This window comes from Roseinatronobacter monicus (genome assembly GCF_006716865.1).
Taxonomy (GTDB): Bacteria; Pseudomonadota; Alphaproteobacteria; order Rhodobacterales; family Rhodobacteraceae; genus Roseinatronobacter; species Roseinatronobacter monicus.
Map to the genome: position 1 here is coordinate 901,396 of NZ_VFPT01000001.1, position 18,120 is coordinate 919,515.

At 59.6% G+C, this 18,120-nt stretch carries 19 protein-coding genes and 1 riboswitch; of the genes, 14 read left to right on the forward strand and 5 right to left on the reverse strand.

The features are described 5' to 3' along the window. Positions 1-117 precede the first annotated feature (117 nt). The 6 genes from BD293_RS04080 to BD293_RS22610 all read left to right on the forward strand — a co-directional run bounded on the left by BD293_RS04080 (position 118) and on the right by BD293_RS22610 (position 4,277). Complete coding sequence (locus BD293_RS04080; RefSeq protein ID WP_170207054.1) at positions 118-510, forward strand: cytidine deaminase; 393 nt, start codon at positions 118-120, stop codon at positions 508-510. Then, positions 510-1,712, forward strand: coding sequence for a phosphopentomutase (locus BD293_RS04085; protein WP_142079993.1), 1,203 nt, complete (start codon positions 510-512; stop codon positions 1,710-1,712). The genes BD293_RS04080 and BD293_RS04085 overlap by 1 nt, the downstream gene beginning before the upstream one ends. Further along, the gene (locus tag BD293_RS04090) at positions 1,709-2,698 is read left to right on the forward strand and encodes an adenosine deaminase (protein ID WP_142079994.1); all 990 of its coding nucleotides are present in this window, start codon (positions 1,709-1,711) and stop codon (positions 2,696-2,698) included. The genes BD293_RS04085 and BD293_RS04090 overlap by 4 nt, the downstream gene beginning before the upstream one ends. After that, positions 2,695-3,330, forward strand: coding sequence for a uracil phosphoribosyltransferase (gene upp, locus BD293_RS04095; RefSeq protein WP_142079995.1), 636 nt, complete (start codon positions 2,695-2,697; stop codon positions 3,328-3,330). Before BD293_RS04090 ends, upp begins: the two co-directional genes overlap by 4 nt. Before the next feature lie 79 nt (positions 3,331-3,409). Continuing rightward, the gene (locus BD293_RS22605; RefSeq protein ID WP_170207055.1) at positions 3,410-3,907 is read left to right on the forward strand and encodes a hypothetical protein; all 498 of its coding nucleotides are present in this window, start codon (positions 3,410-3,412) and stop codon (positions 3,905-3,907) included. A gap of 31 nt (positions 3,908-3,938) precedes the next feature. Further along, a complete protein-coding gene (locus tag BD293_RS22610; RefSeq protein WP_170207056.1) occupies positions 3,939-4,277 on the forward strand; it encodes an SPOR domain-containing protein in 339 nt (112 codons plus the stop codon). Positions 4,278-4,310: 33 nt separating this feature from the next. Here the strand turns inward: BD293_RS22610 and BD293_RS04105 are convergent, their stop codons facing one another. Then, positions 4,311-5,105: an inositol monophosphatase family protein gene (locus BD293_RS04105; RefSeq protein WP_142079997.1), complete on the reverse strand. Its 795-nt coding sequence runs from the start codon at positions 5,103-5,105 to the stop codon at positions 4,311-4,313. Positions 5,106-5,315: 210 nt separating this feature from the next. Between BD293_RS04105 and BD293_RS04110 the strand changes: the two genes are divergently transcribed. Further along, on the forward strand, positions 5,316-5,780 hold the full coding sequence (locus tag BD293_RS04110; protein ID WP_142079998.1) for a hypothetical protein: 465 nt from the start codon (positions 5,316-5,318) through the stop codon (positions 5,778-5,780). Here the strand turns inward: BD293_RS04110 and BD293_RS04115 are convergent. Then, a complete protein-coding gene (locus BD293_RS04115) occupies positions 5,725-6,981 on the reverse strand; it encodes an ISL3 family transposase (RefSeq protein WP_142079999.1) in 1,257 nt (418 codons plus the stop codon). The genes BD293_RS04110 and BD293_RS04115 overlap by 56 nt on opposite strands. A gap of 284 nt (positions 6,982-7,265) precedes the next feature. Here BD293_RS04115 and BD293_RS23040 point away from each other — a divergent pair, with 284 nt between their 5' ends. Beyond that, entirely contained in the window at positions 7,266-7,925 is a 660-nt protein-coding gene (locus BD293_RS23040) for a hypothetical protein (protein WP_246086204.1), read from the forward strand. 8 nt (positions 7,926-7,933) lie between these two features. On the opposite strand, the gene BD293_RS04125 is transcribed toward BD293_RS23040, so the two are convergent. After that, entirely contained in the window at positions 7,934-8,839 is a 906-nt protein-coding gene (locus BD293_RS04125; protein WP_142080000.1) for a LysR family transcriptional regulator, read from the reverse strand. A gap of 87 nt (positions 8,840-8,926) precedes the next feature. Here BD293_RS04125 and metF point away from each other — a divergent pair, with 87 nt between their 5' ends. The 6 genes from metF (at position 8,927) to BD293_RS04155 (ending at position 15,638) form a co-directional block, all read left to right on the forward strand. After that, positions 8,927-9,793: a methylenetetrahydrofolate reductase [NAD(P)H] gene (metF, locus tag BD293_RS04130; protein ID WP_142080001.1), complete on the forward strand. Its 867-nt coding sequence runs from the start codon at positions 8,927-8,929 to the stop codon at positions 9,791-9,793. Positions 9,794-9,849: 56 nt separating this feature from the next. Next, positions 9,850-9,927: riboswitch (SAM riboswitch) on the forward strand. A gap of 59 nt (positions 9,928-9,986) precedes the next feature. Beyond that, positions 9,987-11,183 (forward strand): O-succinylhomoserine sulfhydrylase, encoded by a 1,197-nt coding sequence (metZ, locus tag BD293_RS04135; protein WP_142080002.1) that lies wholly within the window; start codon positions 9,987-9,989, stop codon positions 11,181-11,183. 82 nt (positions 11,184-11,265) lie between these two features. Further along, entirely contained in the window at positions 11,266-12,357 is a 1,092-nt protein-coding gene (gene folE2 / locus BD293_RS04140; protein WP_142080003.1) for a GTP cyclohydrolase FolE2, read from the forward strand. Between the two features lie 36 nt (positions 12,358-12,393). After that, the gene (locus BD293_RS04145; RefSeq protein WP_142080004.1) at positions 12,394-13,350 is read left to right on the forward strand and encodes a 1-phosphofructokinase family hexose kinase; all 957 of its coding nucleotides are present in this window, start codon (positions 12,394-12,396) and stop codon (positions 13,348-13,350) included. Positions 13,351-13,383: 33 nt separating this feature from the next. Beyond that, complete coding sequence (locus BD293_RS04150) at positions 13,384-14,832, forward strand: TrkH family potassium uptake protein (RefSeq protein WP_142080005.1); 1,449 nt, start codon at positions 13,384-13,386, stop codon at positions 14,830-14,832. Between the two features lie 65 nt (positions 14,833-14,897). Then, positions 14,898-15,638, forward strand: coding sequence for a glutamine amidotransferase (locus tag BD293_RS04155; RefSeq protein ID WP_142080006.1), 741 nt, complete (start codon positions 14,898-14,900; stop codon positions 15,636-15,638). 111 nt (positions 15,639-15,749) lie between these two features. Here the strand turns inward: BD293_RS04155 and BD293_RS04160 are convergent, their stop codons facing one another. Next, positions 15,750-16,004, reverse strand: a complete 255-nt coding sequence (locus BD293_RS04160) for a hypothetical protein (RefSeq protein WP_142080007.1) — start codon at positions 16,002-16,004, stop codon at positions 15,750-15,752. Between the two features lie 271 nt (positions 16,005-16,275). Continuing rightward, complete coding sequence (locus tag BD293_RS04165) at positions 16,276-18,084, reverse strand: trypsin-like peptidase domain-containing protein (RefSeq protein WP_170207057.1); 1,809 nt, start codon at positions 18,082-18,084, stop codon at positions 16,276-16,278. Positions 18,085-18,120: the final 36 nt, after the last annotated feature.

Consider the following 18,120-nt stretch of genomic DNA (forward strand, 5'->3'; position numbering starts at 1 on the left):
CTGACGACAAGCCCCGGTTTTCCCAAAGGCTGTGCATTCCTTTTCGACGGTACGCTGCCTTTGGCTTGCAAAGCGGGGGCGCGCGGCGCAAAATCGGCAAAATCGCTGGAGGCAAGAATGACGCTCTATGATGCCGCATGCAAGGTGCGCGAAAACGCTTATGTGCCCTATTCGCATTTCAAAGTGGGGGCTGCGCTGCGGTCTGGATCAGGGGCCGTGTTCGTGGGCTGCAATGTCGAGAATGTGGCCTATCCCGAAGGGACATGCGCGGAAGCAGGTGCCATCGCCGCGATGGTTGCCGCGGGCGAGACGCAGATTGCCGAAATAGTGGTCGTGGCCGACAGTCCAAGCCCGGTGCCGCCTTGCGGCGGTTGCCGCCAAAAGATTGCCGAATTCGCAGGGCTTGATGTGCTCGTGACAATGATGTCCCTGTCTGGCGCGCGTCATACTGTGACCGTGGCCGAGTTGCTGCCGGGGGCCTTTGGCATCGGTCATATGGACCGGACCTGATGGCGCGTGCATTTCTGATTGTGCTGGATTCCGTCGGCTGTGGCGGCGCGCCGGATGCGGCGGATTTTGGCGATACAGGTGCCAATACGCTGGCCCATATCGCGCAAGCCTGCGCTGCGGGGCAGGCGGAAGTCGGACGCAGCGGGCCGCTTGCGCTGCCGGTTCTGGATGGGCTGGGCCTTGGGGCTGCGATCCGGCTTGCCTCGGGGGCGCAGACACCGGGGTTGCAGGCCGTGCCATCGGGGCGGTGGGGGGCGGCGACAGAAGTGTCGCGCGGCAAGGATACACCTTCGGGCCATTTGGAACTGGCGGGTGTGCCTGTCCCGTGGGAGTGGACCTATTTCCCCAAGACCACACCTGCATTCCCGGATGCGTTGGTTGAACAGGTTTGCGCCTTGGCCGGGACGCAAGGCATTCTAGGGAATTGCCACGCGGCGGGCATACCGATTGTTCAGAATCTGGGGCCAGAGCATCTGCGCAGTGGTTGGCCGATCTGCTACACCTCGGCCGATAGTGTGTTTCAGATCGCGGCGCATGAACAGGCCTTCGGGTTACAACGGTTATATGACCTGTGCGCCGAACTGGCACCCATTCTGCATGATATGCGCGTGGGCCGCGTGATTGCGCGGCCATTTTCGGGCGATGCGCAGCAAGGTTTTGCGCGCACGGGAAACAGGCGCGATTTTGCCATAGCGCCCCCTGCACCGACCCTGTGCGATTGGGTGCAGGCCGCTGGCGGGCGCGTGCTGGCTGTGGGCAAAGTCGGGGACATCTTTTCGGGGCAAGGCATAGACGAGGTGCATAAGGGCAAGGATGACATGGAGCTTTACGCGCATCTTCTCCGGCTGATTGATACGGCACCGCCCGATTCCCTGACGTTTTGCAACTTCGTCGAATTTGACAGCCTGTATGGACATCCCCGCGACGTGGCAGGCTATGCCCGCGCGCTAGAGCAGTTTGATACAGTTGCGGGGCAGGCGCTGGCGCGGCTGCAACCGGGGGACATGGTGGTCTTCACTGCCGATCACGGCAATGACCCCACGGCCCCCGGCACGGACCACACCCGCGAACGGGTGCCGGTTCTGGTGGCGGGCACGGGAGAGGGCGAGATTGGGCATTGCGCTTTTGCAGATGTTGCCGCAAGCATCGCCGCGCATCTGGGCGTTCCTGCCCAAGGCCCCGGACGGAGTTTTTTGCCATGACGGATCTGCGCGGCTTGCCCAAGCTGGAATTGCACCTGCATCTTGAAGGGGCGGCGCCGCCTGCGTTTATTCGCAACCTTGCTGCACGCAAGAGGGTCGATTTGTCAGCGATATTTGATGAGGATGGCAATTATGCCTACCGCGACTTTCCCGATTTTCTGCGCGTCTATGAGGCGGCCTGCACGGTGCTGACCAGCCCGCAGGACTTTCACGATCTGACGCTTGCGGTGTTGGAGCAATCGGCGCAAAGCGGCATCATCTATTCCGAAGCCTTTGTCTCGCCTGATTTTTGTGGTGGGGGTGATCTGATTGCATGGCGTGATTATCTGGCCGCGATCGAGGTGGCAGCCGCCACAGCAGAGGCGCAAATGGGCATCACCCTGCGTGGTTGCGTCACCTGCATTCGTCATTTCGGGCCAGAACAGGCCCGCCAGATCGCGCGGTGTGCGCAGGAAACAGCTGGCGGGTTTATCACCGGCTTCGGGATTGCCGGGGATGAGGCGCAGTTTCACCCAAGCGACTTTGCGTATGCATTCGACGCCGCGCGCGAAGCCGGGCTTGGCCTGACGGCCCATGCCGGTGAATGGGGCGGGCCAGAGTCGGTGCGCGCGGCGCTGGAGCATTTGCATGTCACGCGCATCGGGCATGGGGTGCGCGCGATTGAAGACCGCGCGCTGGTCGCGTATCTGGCCGAGCATGGCACCGTTCTGGAAATCTGTCCCGGCTCTAACATCGCGCTGGGCATCTACCCCGACACCAAGGCACACCCGATTGACAGGCTGCGCCGCGCAGGGGTGCGCGTGACCGTGTCCACCGATGATCCGCCGTTCTTTCACACTGATATGCACCGCGAATATCAGGCACTTGCTGACGCATTCGAGTGGCAAGCCGAGGATTTCGCGCAAGTCAACCAAACTGCCTTGACTGCGGCCTTCTGTGACGCACAGACCCGCGCCGCCCTAGCCAAGAAACTGGAGGCCACATGACCCATCCGAAGCTGACCCTTGTTGACCACCCGCTTGTGCAGCACAAACTATCACTCATGCGCGACGCGCGCACGCCCGGACCGGATTTTCGCCGCCTGCTGCGTGAGATCAGCCTGTTGTTGACCTATGAGGCGGCGCGCGACCTTGCGTTGAAGACCCAGACCATCACCACGCCCCTGACCGAGATGGACGCGCCGATGCTGGCGGGGGCCGATCCGGTTGTGGTGTCGATCCTGCGGGCAGGCAATGGGCTGCTGGATGGTGTGCTCGATGTGATCCCGACCGCCAAGGTGGGGTTTGTGGGCCTGTACCGCGATGAAGAAACCCTGCGCCCAGTGCAATACTACTGCAAACTGCCACCCGATCTGTCGGGGCGGTTGGTCATCGCGGTCGACCCGATGCTGGCGACCGGCAATTCCTCTGCAGCAGCGGTTGCCCTGCTGAAAGACGCAGGTGCCACGGATATTTGCCTGATCTGCCTGCTTGCGGCCCCCGAAGGCGTGGCCTGCATGGCGCGCGAACATCCCGATGTGCGCATTGTCACCGCTTCGGTCGATTCGCACCTGAATGAGAAGGGATATATCGTTCCGGGGCTAGGGGATGCGGGTGATCGTATATTTGGCACAGTATAGAGTGGTCTGATCTGCGATTAGCCTTTACTTTACCACGGGTCCGGGTGCATCCTTGTCGCGTTGCGATGGGGGTTATTTGATGAAAAGTTTTTGGATTGCATTGGGTGTCGCTGCGGCTGTCGCATCGATGGGCCATGCACAGACAAACGGGCTGGACCCGGCAGAGCTGCCACCTGCCGGATTTGAGGGCCGTGAATATGTTGACAGCCGGGGCTGCGTGTTCCTGCGCTCGACCTTTGGGGGCGAAGTGACGTGGGTTCCGCGCTACGGGCCGGATCGCCAGCCGGTCTGCAACGGCACACCCAGTGCGGATGCGATTGCCGACATGGTCACAGAGGAGGAGGCCCCGGTCGCAGAGGCGCCCGTCGCTGACACGCCCCCCCCCCCAGGATCCTGTGGTCGAAGCCCCGCGCATCGAGACCCGCACGGCCCCTGTACCCGTGCCGCAACCAAGGGCCGCAGCGCCTGTGCGCCAGACCCCGGCGCGCACGCAGCGCAGACCTGCTTTGCCGCGCGCCGATGCGTCAGGGCGTCACCCGTCCTGTCCGGCCAGCGCGCCGTTCGGGCAGCTGGTTGATACCACGTTGGGCCGCCCGCTGGTGCGCTGCGTGACCAGCCCGGCGCTGTTTCTCGACCCGATCCATAATGGCCCGTCCTATGACCCGCATGCACCCATCGCCTTGCCGGATGGTGGTCAGCAGCAGCGCGGACAGGTCGCCCCGGCGCACAGCTCTGGCAACCGGGTTCAGGTGGGCAGCTTCAACGTGCCCGCGAATGCCAACCGGCTGCGGGCCAGATTGCAGAATGCTGGCCTGCCTGCGCAGGTTCACAGGGCACGCGGCTATGATGTGGTGACGCTGGGGCCGTTCGGCACGGCGTCCGAGGCGCATTCTGCGCTCGGCTCCGTGCGCGGCATGGGGTTCTCGGACGCGTTTATCCGCCGCTAAGGCCGTGGGGCAGGGTGCCCCGTTGCGGGGCGTTTAGTCCGGACGTTTGCGGATCAGTTTGGCGAAGCTAGGGAAAATCTCGGTATTCGCGGCAATCACTTCGCCGCGATCTAGGATGCTTTCACCCTCGCGGATCGGGGCGGTAAAGCCGCCCGCCTCGCGCACCAGAAGCAGTCCGGCGGCAATGTCCCACGGTTGCAATTCGCGCTCCCAAAACCCGTCATACCGGCCCGCCGCGACATAGGCCAGATCGAGCGACGCCGCCCCCCAGCGCCGCACACCGGCACAGGCGGGCATCAGTTGCGCCAGATCATGCAGCGTGGCGGGCAGCGTTTTCTTGGAGGCAAAGGGCACGCCGGTCGCAAAGATGCACTCAATCATCGTGTTCCGGTTCGACACGCGCAGGCGCTTGTCATTCATGAAACAGCCGACACCCTTTTCGGCGACATAAAGCTCGTCCTTCGCCGGGTCGAACACCACAGCCGAGATGATCTCGCCCTTGAATTCCAGCGCGATGGACACTGCCCAATGCGGCAGGCCGTGCAGGAAATTGGTGGTGCCATCCAGCGGGTCGACGATCCAGCGGCGGGTGGGGTCTGTGCCTGCGACGGGCTCTGATTCTTCGGCCAGCCAGCCGTAATTGGGGCGCGCTTCCATCAGGTCTTCGCGGATGATCTTTTCGGCGGTGATGTCGGCGCGGCTGACGAAATCGCCTGCGGCCTTGCTGGAGACCTGCAAGTTCTCGACCTCGCGGAAGTCCTTGACCAGAGCGCGGCCTGCCTTGCGGGCGGCCTTGATCATCAGGTTGAGGTTAGCACTGCCTTGCATCCGAACGGCTCCTAATCTGGGTCAGAGGGCGCTATACGCCGGGATGGGGGGGATGTGAAGCCCTACCGCGCTTGCGCGGGTGGGGTAGGAGGGGTACGCTACCGTAGTTATAACTAAGCAGAATACGTTTTATCTTCACCCCGAGACAGATGTAGAACATGGTTCGCACCTAAGTAGATTGATTGTGCAGCACTTGGAGGGTTAGCGATTTTGGCGTCGAATGAATACCTAAATGCTTCCGCGAATCCTTGGTATGTACTTGCAACGCTCTTCGGTGAGCAGAAGAACGTTGAAGTTGATGAAGAGCTACATGAAAATAATAGAAAAGCTTGGAATGCATGGGCGTTGCATTTACTCAATGACTCCGAGAAAGAAGATTTAGTTCAGAAGTTTGGAGCATTCAAGGGTGGAGTTGACGACTGGAGCCAGTACGAGTTTAGGTTCCATGAACGTTTGGGTGAGTTGAGGCTAAACGATTTAGCATACTTTGATTCGAATAAGTCACAGGATTTTAAAAAATTATCCGTACCTAGCCCAGAGAGGTTAATTGATTTTTCCAAGCTAACATTTGAAAGTAAAGTGGCTATTTCGCGGTTTGTGTGGGTGGCTTGGTTTCCGTTCATTTGCCTGTGGCACAAGATGTTGTGCGGTAGGGTGACGCTGGTAAGTGGGTGAGATTGCCTGCGATGAGGTATGACATGTTGATGAGGTTGCGGGTTTTGCGATACCCGCGCGCCCGAGCCTTTGCGGCCTGAATGAGGCCGTTGATGGCTTCGACAGCGCCGTTGCTCAGATCGCTGTCAAAACCGTTAAGTATACCATCCCAGTGCGCCTTGAGTGTCAGAGCGAGTTTCTTGAATGCTGGCAGCCTGCTGCGGCGCGCCCATTGAAACCAGGCGGTAAGCCGTTCTTCGGCCTCTGCCTTGGACTCGGCTTCAGCAAAGATGTCGCGCAAAGCCTCTTTCAAGCGAAACGCGCGTCCTGTTTTCAGGTGCATCCGAGATAGATCATGATGCTGTGTGATCTGCCGCTTCGTCCATCTCTTCTTGTCCTTGAGCCACATCCAGCGGCTGTGTTTCAACTCAGGTCTGCTGCGTACTTCGGCGCGGCGAACCTCTTCAAGCGCCACATTGGCCAGTTGGATGACATGGAATGGGTCGAAGGTAACATCCGCGTTCGGCAGATGCTTTGCGACGCCAGAAATGTAGGCCCTACTCATATCGATACAGGCAGCGGAGATGGCATCGGGATCACCGCCATGGGCGCGCAGATCTTCACCGAAAGCCGCCACAGTCTTTGCATCACGTCCTTCACAGGCAAAGAGAAGCCTGCCGGCCAGAAGGTCGTGAAATAGGGTGATGTAATTATGCCCGCGGCGCGCAGCTGTCTCGTCAATCCCAAGGGCGGTCACGGCGCTGAAGTCTTCGCGATCTCGCGCTGACGACACGTAATGGTCAAGAACCCGCCAGAGGCGATCGTCACCAACATCAAGCATATCAGCAACAGCCTTCACCGGCATCTGTCGCACCAGCGCAATCACAAAGGCTTCAAACAACTGACTGAAACCGCTGCCACTGCGCGCCCAGGGGACCGGAACCTGTCCGGTCTTGCTACATTGGCTGCAAGCAACACGTGGCACATCGGCATGGATGAAAGCCTTGTGCTCGAAAAAACGCAGGTGTTCCCAGATCCTGGATCGCGTGTCATGGACGGGCTGATCGGGCGCGCCACAGGAGGGACAAGCAAATCGACTTCCCGCCTTGAAGCGGACGTCAAAGTGGATCTCTTTGAGTTTGGCGTCAAAACGTACGTCCGTGACACTCCACGGAGCCTGCAGGCCAAGAGCTGTCGTGAACAAACTTGTCTCGGGACCCATGAATACCTCCTCATCCGCTGGTTTCAGGAAGCTTCACCCTATCCAAAAAAACTGCCGCAGCTCAACAGGCTCGGCGCGTCTGACGCTGCGATATTTGAGGTCTCCGCGACAGACGCGCCTTATGTTGTGACCACAATATCTGGTAGAAGATTCAATCCGCCGCCCACCAGCAACCCACACAAATCGCGAAGGGACCGAAAATACACGGTGATGCGGGATTTGTTAGAACAAGGTTCGATGAGAGCGTATCTTTTTGGCAAGCTCGCTTCCATGGAAGACTGACGATGATTGAAGCAGTTTTTTCGGGGGGGCCACATTCGAGAATGCCCGAATTCACCGACGCTAATTTCGAGTTACCTGCAAATTTCAGGTCGGCAAGGTTCAATGACGTTTATCCGAGCTTTAGAGGCTCATTACTTCATGAGAGATCGATATTTTCGGCCGAGGACGGATTGTGGCCAAAGAAAATTTCAGGGCGCTTAGCTGAATCGCGCGAGACTTGCTCAGTCTTGAGAAGCATTGTTGAGCGTCAAGGATTCATCGATGATGCTCATTTCTTCTTTCGAAGGGAGATGAAGCTTGCATCTCAGATTGGCGGCAATTTTGATAGATTCCCATATCTTTTCTACGGTTTATTTTCCAATTTCGGATATTCAATATTTCGCCCAATTGCAGGCCTTCTCGTCCTGTTCTTGGCCGGTCTCATGTTCTTTTGGGGCGGTTTCTTCGTTGAACGAACAGAGAGCTCATTCATTCTTGCTCTGGCGCTTAGCTTTAACAATGTGTTCCCATTTTTTGGATTTGGTCGAGCGTATCTGGGTTTAGATTTCTTCGAAAACCTTCATCTTGTTAAGAAGCTGATTTCTAGTATTCAAAGTATTTTGTCGTTACCGTTGTTATTCTTTCTTGGACTTGGGCTCAGAACTAGATTTAGGATGCGCTGAACTTCGTCTCACCCCCGCTGCAACTTCACCGGCTCTGTCCGCGCCAGCCTTAACACATGCGCCATAAACGGCTTGGACGAATCCTCGTCCCGCACGGCGGCATAGAGCCGCCGGGTCAGCCCCTTTTCGGTCAGGGGTTTGGTCACATAGTCGGAATGGTAGCGCACATCGCGCAGCACCCAGTCGGGCAGCACCGCCACCCCGCGCCCCGAGGCGACTAGCAGCAGGATCACGGCGGTCAGTTCCACCTGCCGGATCGCGCGGGGTTCGACCTTGGCGGGGGTCAGCAGTTGGGTGAACACATCCAGCCGCGTGCGCTCGACCGGATAGGTGATCAGGGTCTGGTCGCGGAAATCCTCCGCCTCGATATAGGATTTTTGCGCCAAGGGGCTGGTGGCGGCGGCGACAAAGACCGGCTCGTAATCAAACAGCGGCAAAAAACTGACGCCGTCCAGATTTTCGGGGTCAGAGGAGATGACAAGGTCCACCTCCTCGCGGCGCAGGGCGGGCAGGGCGTCAAAGGCCAGACCGGGGCGGATATCGACATCGACATCGGGCCAGGCCTTGCGAAACTGCTCCAGCACCGGAAACAGCCAGTCGAAACAGGCGTGGCATTCGATGGCGATGTGCAAGCGGCCCGAACTGCCCTTGACCAGCCCGCTGAACTCCTCCTCCAACGCGGCCACGCGCGGCAGGATATCTTCGGCGGCGCGCAGCATCTTGAGGCCCGCGGCAGAGAGTTTCAGCGGCTTGGAGCGGCGGGCGAATAGCTCGACCCCCGCCTGTTCCTCGATCCCCTTGACCTGATGCGACAGCGCGGACTGCGTCATGTTCAGCAGATCAGCCGCGCGGGCAAGGCCGCCCGCTTCGTGGATGGCCTTGATCGTGCGCAGGTGGCGGAACTCTATATGCATGTCGCACTCATAATGGTGTTGAAGATAATGAATTGGTTTCACATATCCAGACGTGGCACAAGAGAGCAACAAGAATGGAGTGCCCAAATGTCCGCGCCACGTGTCTCTTTTGAATTCTTCCCGCCCAAAACGCTGGATGCCAGCTTTCGGCTGTGGGACACGGTGCGCATGTTGGCGCCGCTCTCGCCGTCTTTCGTGTCGGTCACATACGGGGCAGGCGGCACCACGCGGCAACTGACGCATGAGGCGGTCACGACTATCGGCGCGCAATTCGGGTTGAACGTGGCCGCACATCTGACCTGTGTGGACGCCACCCGCGCCGAGACATTGGCCATTGCCGACAGCTATACCAAGGCCGGCGTGACGGAAATCGTGGCACTGCGGGGCGATCCGCCAAAGGGGCAGGGGCGGTTCACGCCCAATCCCGACGGTTTTGCCCATTCGGTCGAGTTGATCGAGGCGCTGGCCGAGACGGGCAATTTCAACCTGCGGGTCGGTGCCTATCCCGAACCCCACCCCGAGGCAGCGGATGAATTGGCCGATGTGCGCTGGCTGAAGCGGAAATTCGCAGCGGGCGCGGATAGTGCGATCACGCAGTTTTTCTTCGAGGCGGACACGTTTTTGCGCTTCCGCGACACCTGCGCGCGCGAAGGGATCACGGGGCGGATCATTCCCGGCATCATCCCGATTGAAAACTGGTCCGGCATTCGCAAATTCGCGCTGGCCGCAGGAACGACTGTGCCCGCATGGCTGGATGACGCGTTTGAGAAAGCCACCCGCGACGGGCGCGAGGAATTGCTGGCAACGGCGCTGTGCACAGAGTTGTGTGACAAACTGGTGCGCGAAGGGGTCGAGGATTTGCATTTCTACACCCTCAACCGCCCGCACCTGACGCGCGATGTCTGTCACGCCTTGGGCGTGCAGCCACACGTCTCGTTGGAGAAGGTCGCATGAGCATTGCGGCCATTGACCAGCGGGTGAAAAAGCCTTAGCGCAATTCCCATTGGTCAGTAATGACCCGTGGCGCTTTGTTACCGGATTGCGGGCCACGTTAAAGACACCGCTAAAGAGGTCAGGGCGCAACCCCCGGCCTCTTTCATAGGTCCGGGGGTTTTCTTTTGGCCCAACGGGCCGGGGCAGGGCAGAGATGACGCAGGGCGAAACTTCGAAGAGTTGGGGCAAACGCACCCAAATGGTGCATCATGGTGCGCGGCGCAGCCAATATGGCGAAGTGGCCGAGGCGATTTATCTGACGCAAGGGTTCGTTTACCCCGATGCAGAGGCCGCCGAGGCGCGGTTTTTGAAATCGGAAGCCGATGAATTCATCTATGCGCGCTATGGCAACCCAACAGTTGCGGTGTTCGAGGACCGGATCGCCGCGCTGGAGGGGACGGAAGATGCTTTTGCCGCGGCCTCGGGCATGGCGGCGGTTTCGGGCGCGCTGACAGCCATGTTGCGCGCGGGCGATCATGTCGTGTCGTCGCGCGCGCTGTTCGGATCGTGCCTGTATATCCTCGAAGAGGTGCTGACCCGTTACGGGGTCGAGGTGAGCTTTGTCGATGGTCTGGATATTCAGCAGTGGCGCAAGGCGATCCGGCCCACGACAAAAGTCGTTTTTCTGGAGACCGTTTCAAACCCCACGCTTGAAGTGATCGACCTGCGCTCAGTTGCGCACCTGGCACATGATGTGGGCGCGCATGTTGTGGTCGACAATGTTTTTGCAACGCCAGTGTTCAGCCGTGCCGTTGAGCTGGGCGCGGATGTGGTGATCTACTCCGCGACCAAACATATAGACGGGCAGGGGCGTGCGCTGGGGGGTGTCATTTGTGGCACGCGCGAGTTTATCCGCGGCACGGTCGAGCCCTACATGAAGCATACAGGCGGTGCGCTTTCGCCCTTCAATGCGTGGATCATGCTGAATGGCATGACGACACTGGATTTGCGCGTGCGCGCGCAAGCGGCCACAGCCTTGGCCATTGCACAGGCTTTCGACGGCGACCCGCGCCTTAAGCGCGTGATCTATCCGGGTCTTGCCAGCCATCCGCAGCATAGCGTCGCATCCAGCCAGATGGACGGATTTGGCACAGTTCTGGCACTGGATATCAAAGCGGGCAAGGAAGCGGCCTTTCGCTTTTTGAACGCGTTGCAGGTTGCCATTATCTCGAACAATCTGGGGGATGCGCGCACGATTGTGACGCATCCTGCGACCACCACCCACCAGCGTTTGCCAGAGGATCAGAAGGTGCTGCTGGGCATTACACCGGGTCTGATCCGGGTGTCGGTCGGGCTGGAAGATGTGGCGGATTTGATTGCTGACATTCGCGCGGCACTTGATATGATCTGAATATACGCAACCGGCGTATAAAAGTGGAAAAGCAAACACCGCTGCCTATATTTCACCGGGCAGACAGGAAGGAAATCCCACAATGAACTTGCATGTCCCCAGCCTTGAGGAAACACCAAGCCGGGAAGAGGCAGAGGCCGCGCTTGATGTGCTGCGTCGTTTCACCGACGAAGCCCCCGAGGCAGAGCGCGGCGCGCTGGAAGCCGCTGTGACCAGCCTGTTGCCCGCTGCGGGCTATCCTGTCTTGAACCGCGATTACCCCGCAGAATTCTCCGTGGACAGCGTATATAAGGAAGGTTTGCCAGATTTGCAGAACGGCCCTGCCAGTCTGATTGTGGGCGCGAAGGCGGCAATTCAACATGTGGGCATTTCCAATTTCCGCCTGCCAATCGGCTACCACACGCGCGACAATGGCGATCTGACGCTGGAAACCTCGGTCACAGGCACTGTCAGTCTGGAGGCCGAGAAAAAGGGCATCAACATGTCCCGCATCATGCGCAGCTTTTATGCGCATGCGGAACGTACTTTCAGCACCGATGTCATCTGTGCTGCACTGGACGATTACAAAAGCGATCTGGACAGCTTTGACGCGCGGATCATGATGCGCTTCTCCTTTCCGATGAAGGTGGAAAGCTTGCGCTCTGGCCTGTCGGGCTATCAGTATTATGACATCGCGCTGGAACTTGTCGATCTGGGTGGGTCGCGGCAGGTGTTCATGCATCTGGACTACGTCTATTCTTCAACCTGCCCGTGTTCGCTGGAACTGAGCGAACACGCCCGTGCAACACGCGGCCAATTGGCAACGCCCCATTCGCAGCGCTCGGTCGCGCGTGTCTCGGTTGAGGTGTTGTCGGGCCGCACCTTGTGGTTCGAAGATCTGGTAGAGCTGTGTCGCAACGCGGTTCCGACCGAAACGCAGGTCATGGTCAAGCGCGAGGATGAGCAGGCTTTTGCGGAACTGAACGCAGCCAATCCGATTTTCGTAGAAGATGCCGCGCGCAGTTTTTGCGAGCAGCTTGATGCAGATGAGCGGATCGGTGATTTCCGTGTCGTTGCCAGCCATCAAGAAAGCCTGCACAGCCATGACGCGGTCAGCGTTCTGACGCGCGGCCCAAGTTTTGAGGCGGCGTCACTCGACCCGCGCCTGTTCAGCACGTTGTTTCACGTCGGCTGATCTTGCATCTGGCGGGCGCCTTGCTAGGCTCGGTTCATGGTTTCTGAGCAACAGCCTATCCTGACAGTTACCCTTAACCCCGCGCTGGACCTTTCCGCGCGGGTGTCTGCCATGCAGGCAGGCCCCAAGTTGCGGCTGTCCGCTCCTGTCTGGGAGCCGGGCGGGGGCGGGGTGAACGTGGCGCGGGCCATTCACGCGCTTTCGGGCAGCGCCTTGGCTTGGGTGGCCTTGGGGGGGGCGAGCGGTGCAAGACATCTTGCATTGCTGCACGAACAAGGCGTTGCAACGCATGTCTTTGATGTGACGGGCGACACGCGCCAAAGCTGGGCCATTACCGATGACGAGGATCGGCAATTCCGCCTGCAATTGCCGGGCGAGGGCTGGACCGATGCAATGGCCGCTCAGGCGCGCATCGACATTGTGGCGCATGCCAAGGGTCTGGTGGTGCTGTCCGGCAGCCAGCCACCGGCGCTGAGCGCCGAGTTTACGCAGGATCTGGTGAAGGATTTGGGAACGGGGCGCGTAATCATTGACACATCTGGTCCGGCGTTGGGGCAGTTGATCGACCATCCCTTAGACCGTGCGCGCCCGCTTGTTATTCGGCTGGATCAGGCCGAGGCAGAAGCCTTGGCCGGGCAGTCGCTTGCCAGCGTCGCGGATACACATGCGTTCGCCAAGGCGTTGTGCGCGCGGGGCGTGGCAGAGCATGTGTGCGTTGCGCGCGGGGCGGACGGGTCTGTTTTGGTGGGGGCCGGGGGCGATTTCCACTGCCGCCCGCCCGGCGTTTCCGTGCGCAGCAAAGTGGGTGCAGGCGACAGTTTTACCGGTGCGTTCACCCTCGCGCTGGCGCGCGGGACCAGCCCCGCCGAGGCGCTGCGCCTTGGAACCGCCGCCGCTGCCGCCGCCGTCATGACGCCCGGAACGCAGCTTTGCCGCGCGCAAGATGTCACGCGGCTGACAAGGGAATGCACTCTGCATTCTATGGGCGCTTGACAGCCGTCAAGTCACGCGCGAAGGCTGCGCGCCATGCTAGATATTCGTCCTATCGTTCATCTGATCGGTTTGCTGGGCCTCGTTTTCGGGGTCTTGATGCTGATTCCTGCTGCGGTGGACTGGCAGGCGGGCAATGACAACTGGCACGCCTTTGCGCGGGCGAGTTTTATCGTATGTGTCATTGGCGGTCTGGCCGCGTTGACCACACGCAACGGGCTTGATGCGGGGCTGGGGCGGCGGCAATCGTTTTTGCTGACCGCCAGTGTCTGGGCGGTGCTGCCTGCCTTGGGGGCGATCCCTTTTGCCTTGGGCGCACCACAAGCTGATCTGACACATGCCTATTTCGAGGCGATGTCAGGCATGACGACCACGGGCACCACGGTGTTTGTCGGGCTACAGGACATGCCGCCGGGTGTTTTGATCTGGCGCTCCATGCTGCAATGGCTGGGGGGATTGGGTATTGTCATTGTGGCACTTGTGTTTCTGCCTGTGCTGCGCGTGGGCGGGATGCAGCATTTTCAGGCCGAAGCCTTTGACACAATGGGCAAGGTGCTGCCGCGTGTCTATGATATTTCAGCAGGCTTGTTGCAGGTCTATTTCGGCCTGACGCTTGCTGCGACTGCGGGCTACATGGCCTTTGGCATGACTGGTTTTGACGCGATCAATCATGCAATGACGACCATTGCGACAGGTGGCTTCTCGACAAGCGACGCCTCATTCACACGTTTCACCGGGGCACTGGAATATGTCTCGGTGCTGTTCATGGTGCTGGCGGGCCTGCCCTTCATCCGCTTCATTCAGCTATTGGGCGGGTCATGGTCGGCAGTGTGGAAGGATGTGCAGGTCCGCGCCTTTCTGCGTTGGATTTCCTACGCGGTCGGCGCAGTTATCGTGTATCGCCTGATGACCAGCGATGCAGGGTTTATGGATGTTCTGCGCGGCACGTTGTTCAATGTTGTGACGCTGTTTACTGGTACGGGCTATAGCAGCGAAGATGTGGCTGGTTGGGGGGATTTCCCTGTGCTGGTGGTCATTCTCGTGGGGTTTATCGGGGCCTGCACGGCCTCTACTGGCTGCGCGCTCAAGATATTCCGCTATCTTGTATTGTTCGAAGCGATCCGCGCGCAGATGCAGCGTTTGCGCAGGCCCAATGAAGTGGTGGCGCTGCGCCTTGGCGGCAAGCGCCTGCAACCGGATGTGATTTCATCGGTAATCGTAATGTTCACTGTCTTTGTCGCCAGCTTTGTCTTTCTCGCGGTGGCGCTGTCGTTGACAGGGCTGGAATTGCGCACTGCGATCACCGCCGCATGGACGTCAATCTGCAATGTCGGCCCCGTTTTCGGGCTGGAAGTTGGCGAGACAGGGGCGGTCGATAACTTTCCGACCTCGGCCAAATGGCTGATGATTGGCGGCATGTATCTGGGGCGGCTGGAAGTGCTGGCGGTTCTGGTGCTGTTGCTGCCACGTTTCTGGCGCGGATAGCGCGCGCTTGCACCGCCCCTATGTGCCGCGTAACTGTTGGCGCAGATCACATGAGATATGCCGCGATGAAGCCTTTTCTTGTATTGCAACTGCGCCCCGAGACAGAGGCGGCGGATGAGGAATTTGACGCGATCCTGCGGCGTGCGCAGTTGGACCTGCACAATGTGCAGCGTATGCGACTGGATCAGGTGGATCTGCCTTCAGAGCTTGATCTGTCGGCCCTGTCTGGCGTGATCGTCGGCGGTGGGCCGGGCTGTGTCAGCGATCCGGTGGACGCAAAAGACCCGACCGAAGCAAGGATCGAGGCGCAGATACTTGGGCTGATGCCACGTATCATTGCGCAGGATGTGCCGTTTCTGGGGTGTTGCTACGGGATCGGGATACTGGGGCGTCATCTCGATGCGCCCGTCTCGAAAACCTATCACGGCGAGGCGATCGGGCCGATCAGCTGCCATCGCCGCCCGGAAAGTGCAGGTGACCCGCTTCTGGACGGGGTGCCCGACAGGTTCACCGCGCTGGTGGGCCACAAGGAGGCGCTGGATGCGCTGCCGGATGGGGCCACGCATTTGCTGGAAGGGGCGCGCTGCCCCATCCAGATGTTGCGCTACGGCGCGCGCGTCTATGCGACGCAATTCCACCCCGAAGCAGATGGCACCAGCTTCGCGCTGCGCATTCGGGTCTACCGGGACAAGGGGTATTTCCACCCGGACGAGGCAGATGCCCTGACAGAGCGATGCGCAGATGTGCAAACCGAAATCTCGGGCCGTATTCTGGCCAATTTCACGCGGCATTTCGCCAGCGCCTAGAGCGCTGCACCTGACATAGCCGTCCCTGCGCCGCAAGTCTTGCCACAAGCGCCGCGCAGCGTTGGCAAGCCAGTCCCTTATGGGTGGGGTGAGGGGCTGTAGCGGGCGCTGTCAGCTTTGGCTGGCAAGCTTTTCAATCGCCTCGGCTGTGCGTCGGGTGTTGCCGTAGATACCCAGCCCCAAATAGATAAATCCACCCATCAGCATCAGGTAGAGCGCTCCGCCAAACCAGATCCCCAAACCAGCCAGCAAGCCGCCCTCGACTGTGAACATTGTGACCAGTCCGCCAATAAGCACACCAAGCCCGCCAAGGATCACAATGACATTGATGATCCGTTCCAGCCATAAAATGAAAAAGTCGCGCATGTGAAATCCTCCGTCTTGAACACGCGTGGATGCGCCGCGAAAGTGGTGAGAAGCTTGCGGCAACAACCTCTGAGCGAGCAGACCTCATCCCGATCCGGCGACGAAGTCAAGGGCACGGGCTGACTTGGGTGCCGCCAAGCATCGCAGCTTACAGCGCCAGCGCGCAGCAAGGACCGAAGCGCCTTGCCGCCGCGACTGTCAGATGATGAACACTTACATCTTGCAGGTGCCGGGTGTGCACCGGCACCGCTTGCACGTCAGCATGCGCGCGTCAGTTCCAGCACGATACCAGAACCGTAAGATCACCCGCCTTGCGTGTCAGCATTTCAGGCGCAACGACAACGTCATCGCGCAATGTTCCGCTTGAGATGTCGCTGTTGCGCAGAAATTCCTGAATGGCGGAAGAATTGACCGCGAAATTCACATCTGCGGGCAACTGGCGGCCATCGTCCTGAGGTTGGCCAAGCAACATGCCAATGACTGCCCCACTCGTTCCAAAGACCGGCCCGCCCAGATCACCCTGCCGGATATCTGCGCTCAGACGCAGGGTCGCGGGTTCTCCGTTCAGGCCTTGCATGGCCTCTACGCGGCCAAATGTCAGCACTGGCCGTGTCATCACATCCTCAAAGGAAAAGCCCGCAATCGTGACCTCTCCGCCAAGGGTGGCCTCAGTGTTCTGGAACTGTGCAAATGCCATCGGCACAAGCGGTGTTTCGGGTTGCAGTACGGCAATCCCCAGTTCCTCGTCGCGCGCGATCACGCGGGCATTATAGGCCTCGTCAATGGTGATACGGCCGCAATTGGCCACCGCGTCTGAACTGGTCAGAACCGTGCCGGTTGCATCGACATAAAAGCCCGACCGTGAAAATTCCGGCCGCCGCACGGACAGACCCGCCAAAAGTGCGGTGCGCTGCACTGTGCTGGGTTGACCGGCACTTGCCGGCAAGCTGCCGCTGAAGGTTTCAAAGCTTGCTTCCATCATGGGCAAGACGCGTTCCATCTGATCGTCATTCTCGGGCGTCCAGATCAATGTAAAGCCCTTGATCTCGCCATTGCGGAACTGCGCGATTGTATGCGAGCGCAGTTCGTCATTCTGACCTGTCAGCACAAAGGAATTCTGCTGCCGCTCGCGCGTCCCTTCCAAAGGTACGATTTCCAGCGTTTGCATGATTTCATACAGGCCAAATAGTGTGGATTGTGTCCCTTCCTGACTGATGAGCAAGGCACGCACGCCGCTGTCATTGCGTTCGGAGAAATGCGCAAAAGGGGTTTCGTGGCGGTCGAACTCAATCATGGTAAGGGGCAGATCAATGCTGATGCCGGCCTCCTCGTCGCGCCAGGTGTCCATACCAAGCGAGGCCAACTCGCTTTGGTAGCCGTCCAGCAAGTCATTGCGCTGCCGGGTTGTCAGCACACCAGTCGCCTCAAGGCCGCGATCTTCTTGCCACGCGCTCATGGCGCGGCGCGTGCCGGGGCCAAAAGCAGCATCAATGCCAAGATTGTAAAACCCGAACCATTGCAGGGCGGTCTGAATCTCGGCGCGTGTGTCGCGGTCAAGCGACCGCTCCGAGGCCTGCGCCTCGCGCAGCGTTTCTTCCGGCTCTGGTTCCGGCTCCGGTTCGGGCACTGGCTCTGGCTCCGGCTCCGGCTCCGGCTCGATAACTGCGAGTTCTTGTTCCGGCTCTGGCTGCGGCAATTCGTCTTGAGCGGACAGGGCAGGGGATGCAGGGGTGCCGTCCGTCGGGAAAATCTGTTCCAGATAATCAGAGCCAGTGCTGACGAACGCATCTGCGGGAATAGCCCGCTCTGCGCGCAATTGCCTGCGGACATTAAAGGCATCTGTCTCACTCTCGAACGGGCCGACGCTGATCGCATACCAGTTGCTTGGCAGGCGGAACCCACTGACATTGCCCAACTGATCCTCGATTTGCTGCGCACGCGCCAGCGCATCTTCAAGCTCGCGCTGCGCCTCAATCTGGACCCAACGCTGTTCCTGTGCGACCGCGGTGTTGCCGATAACCAACGCGATCACCGTTAGGCTTGCTGCCCGGAATGCCATGCGGCCCGTCTGAAAAACCATTCGCTGTCGTCCTTTCAAAATCATCTTGTTCGCTTT

What these genes read in the sequence shown, in the direction of transcription:
- BD293_RS04145 (WP_142080004.1), top strand. Translation starts at nt 12,394, where the DNA reads ATGGTTTCTGAGCAACAGCCTATCCTGACAGTTACCCTTAACCCCGCG.
- BD293_RS04125 (WP_142080000.1), bottom strand. Translation starts at nt 8,839, where the DNA reads ATGCATATAGAGTTCCGCCACCTGCGCACGATCAAGGCCATCCACGAA.
- BD293_RS22605 (WP_170207055.1), top strand. Translation starts at nt 3,410, where the DNA reads ATGAAAAGTTTTTGGATTGCATTGGGTGTCGCTGCGGCTGTCGCATCG.
- BD293_RS04115 (WP_142079999.1), bottom strand. Translation starts at nt 6,981, where the DNA reads ATGGGTCCCGAGACAAGTTTGTTCACGACAGCTCTTGGCCTGCAGGCT.
- upp (WP_142079995.1), top strand. Translation starts at nt 2,695, where the DNA reads ATGACCCATCCGAAGCTGACCCTTGTTGACCACCCGCTTGTGCAGCAC.
- metZ (WP_142080002.1), top strand. Translation starts at nt 9,987, where the DNA reads ATGACGCAGGGCGAAACTTCGAAGAGTTGGGGCAAACGCACCCAAATG.
- metF (WP_142080001.1), top strand. Translation starts at nt 8,927, where the DNA reads ATGTCCGCGCCACGTGTCTCTTTTGAATTCTTCCCGCCCAAAACGCTG.
- BD293_RS04080 (WP_170207054.1), top strand. Translation starts at nt 118, where the DNA reads ATGACGCTCTATGATGCCGCATGCAAGGTGCGCGAAAACGCTTATGTG.
- BD293_RS04155 (WP_142080006.1), top strand. Translation starts at nt 14,898, where the DNA reads ATGAAGCCTTTTCTTGTATTGCAACTGCGCCCCGAGACAGAGGCGGCG.
- BD293_RS04165 (WP_170207057.1), bottom strand. Translation starts at nt 18,084, where the DNA reads ATGGTTTTTCAGACGGGCCGCATGGCATTCCGGGCAGCAAGCCTAACG.
- BD293_RS23040 (WP_246086204.1), top strand. Translation starts at nt 7,266, where the DNA reads ATGATTGAAGCAGTTTTTTCGGGGGGGCCACATTCGAGAATGCCCGAA.
- BD293_RS04105 (WP_142079997.1), bottom strand. Translation starts at nt 5,105, where the DNA reads ATGCAAGGCAGTGCTAACCTCAACCTGATGATCAAGGCCGCCCGCAAG.
- BD293_RS04160 (WP_142080007.1), bottom strand. Translation starts at nt 16,004, where the DNA reads ATGCGCGACTTTTTCATTTTATGGCTGGAACGGATCATCAATGTCATT.
- BD293_RS04085 (WP_142079993.1), top strand. Translation starts at nt 510, where the DNA reads ATGGCGCGTGCATTTCTGATTGTGCTGGATTCCGTCGGCTGTGGCGGC.
- BD293_RS04090 (WP_142079994.1), top strand. Translation starts at nt 1,709, where the DNA reads ATGACGGATCTGCGCGGCTTGCCCAAGCTGGAATTGCACCTGCATCTT.
- folE2 (WP_142080003.1), top strand. Translation starts at nt 11,266, where the DNA reads ATGAACTTGCATGTCCCCAGCCTTGAGGAAACACCAAGCCGGGAAGAG.
- BD293_RS04150 (WP_142080005.1), top strand. Translation starts at nt 13,384, where the DNA reads ATGCTAGATATTCGTCCTATCGTTCATCTGATCGGTTTGCTGGGCCTC.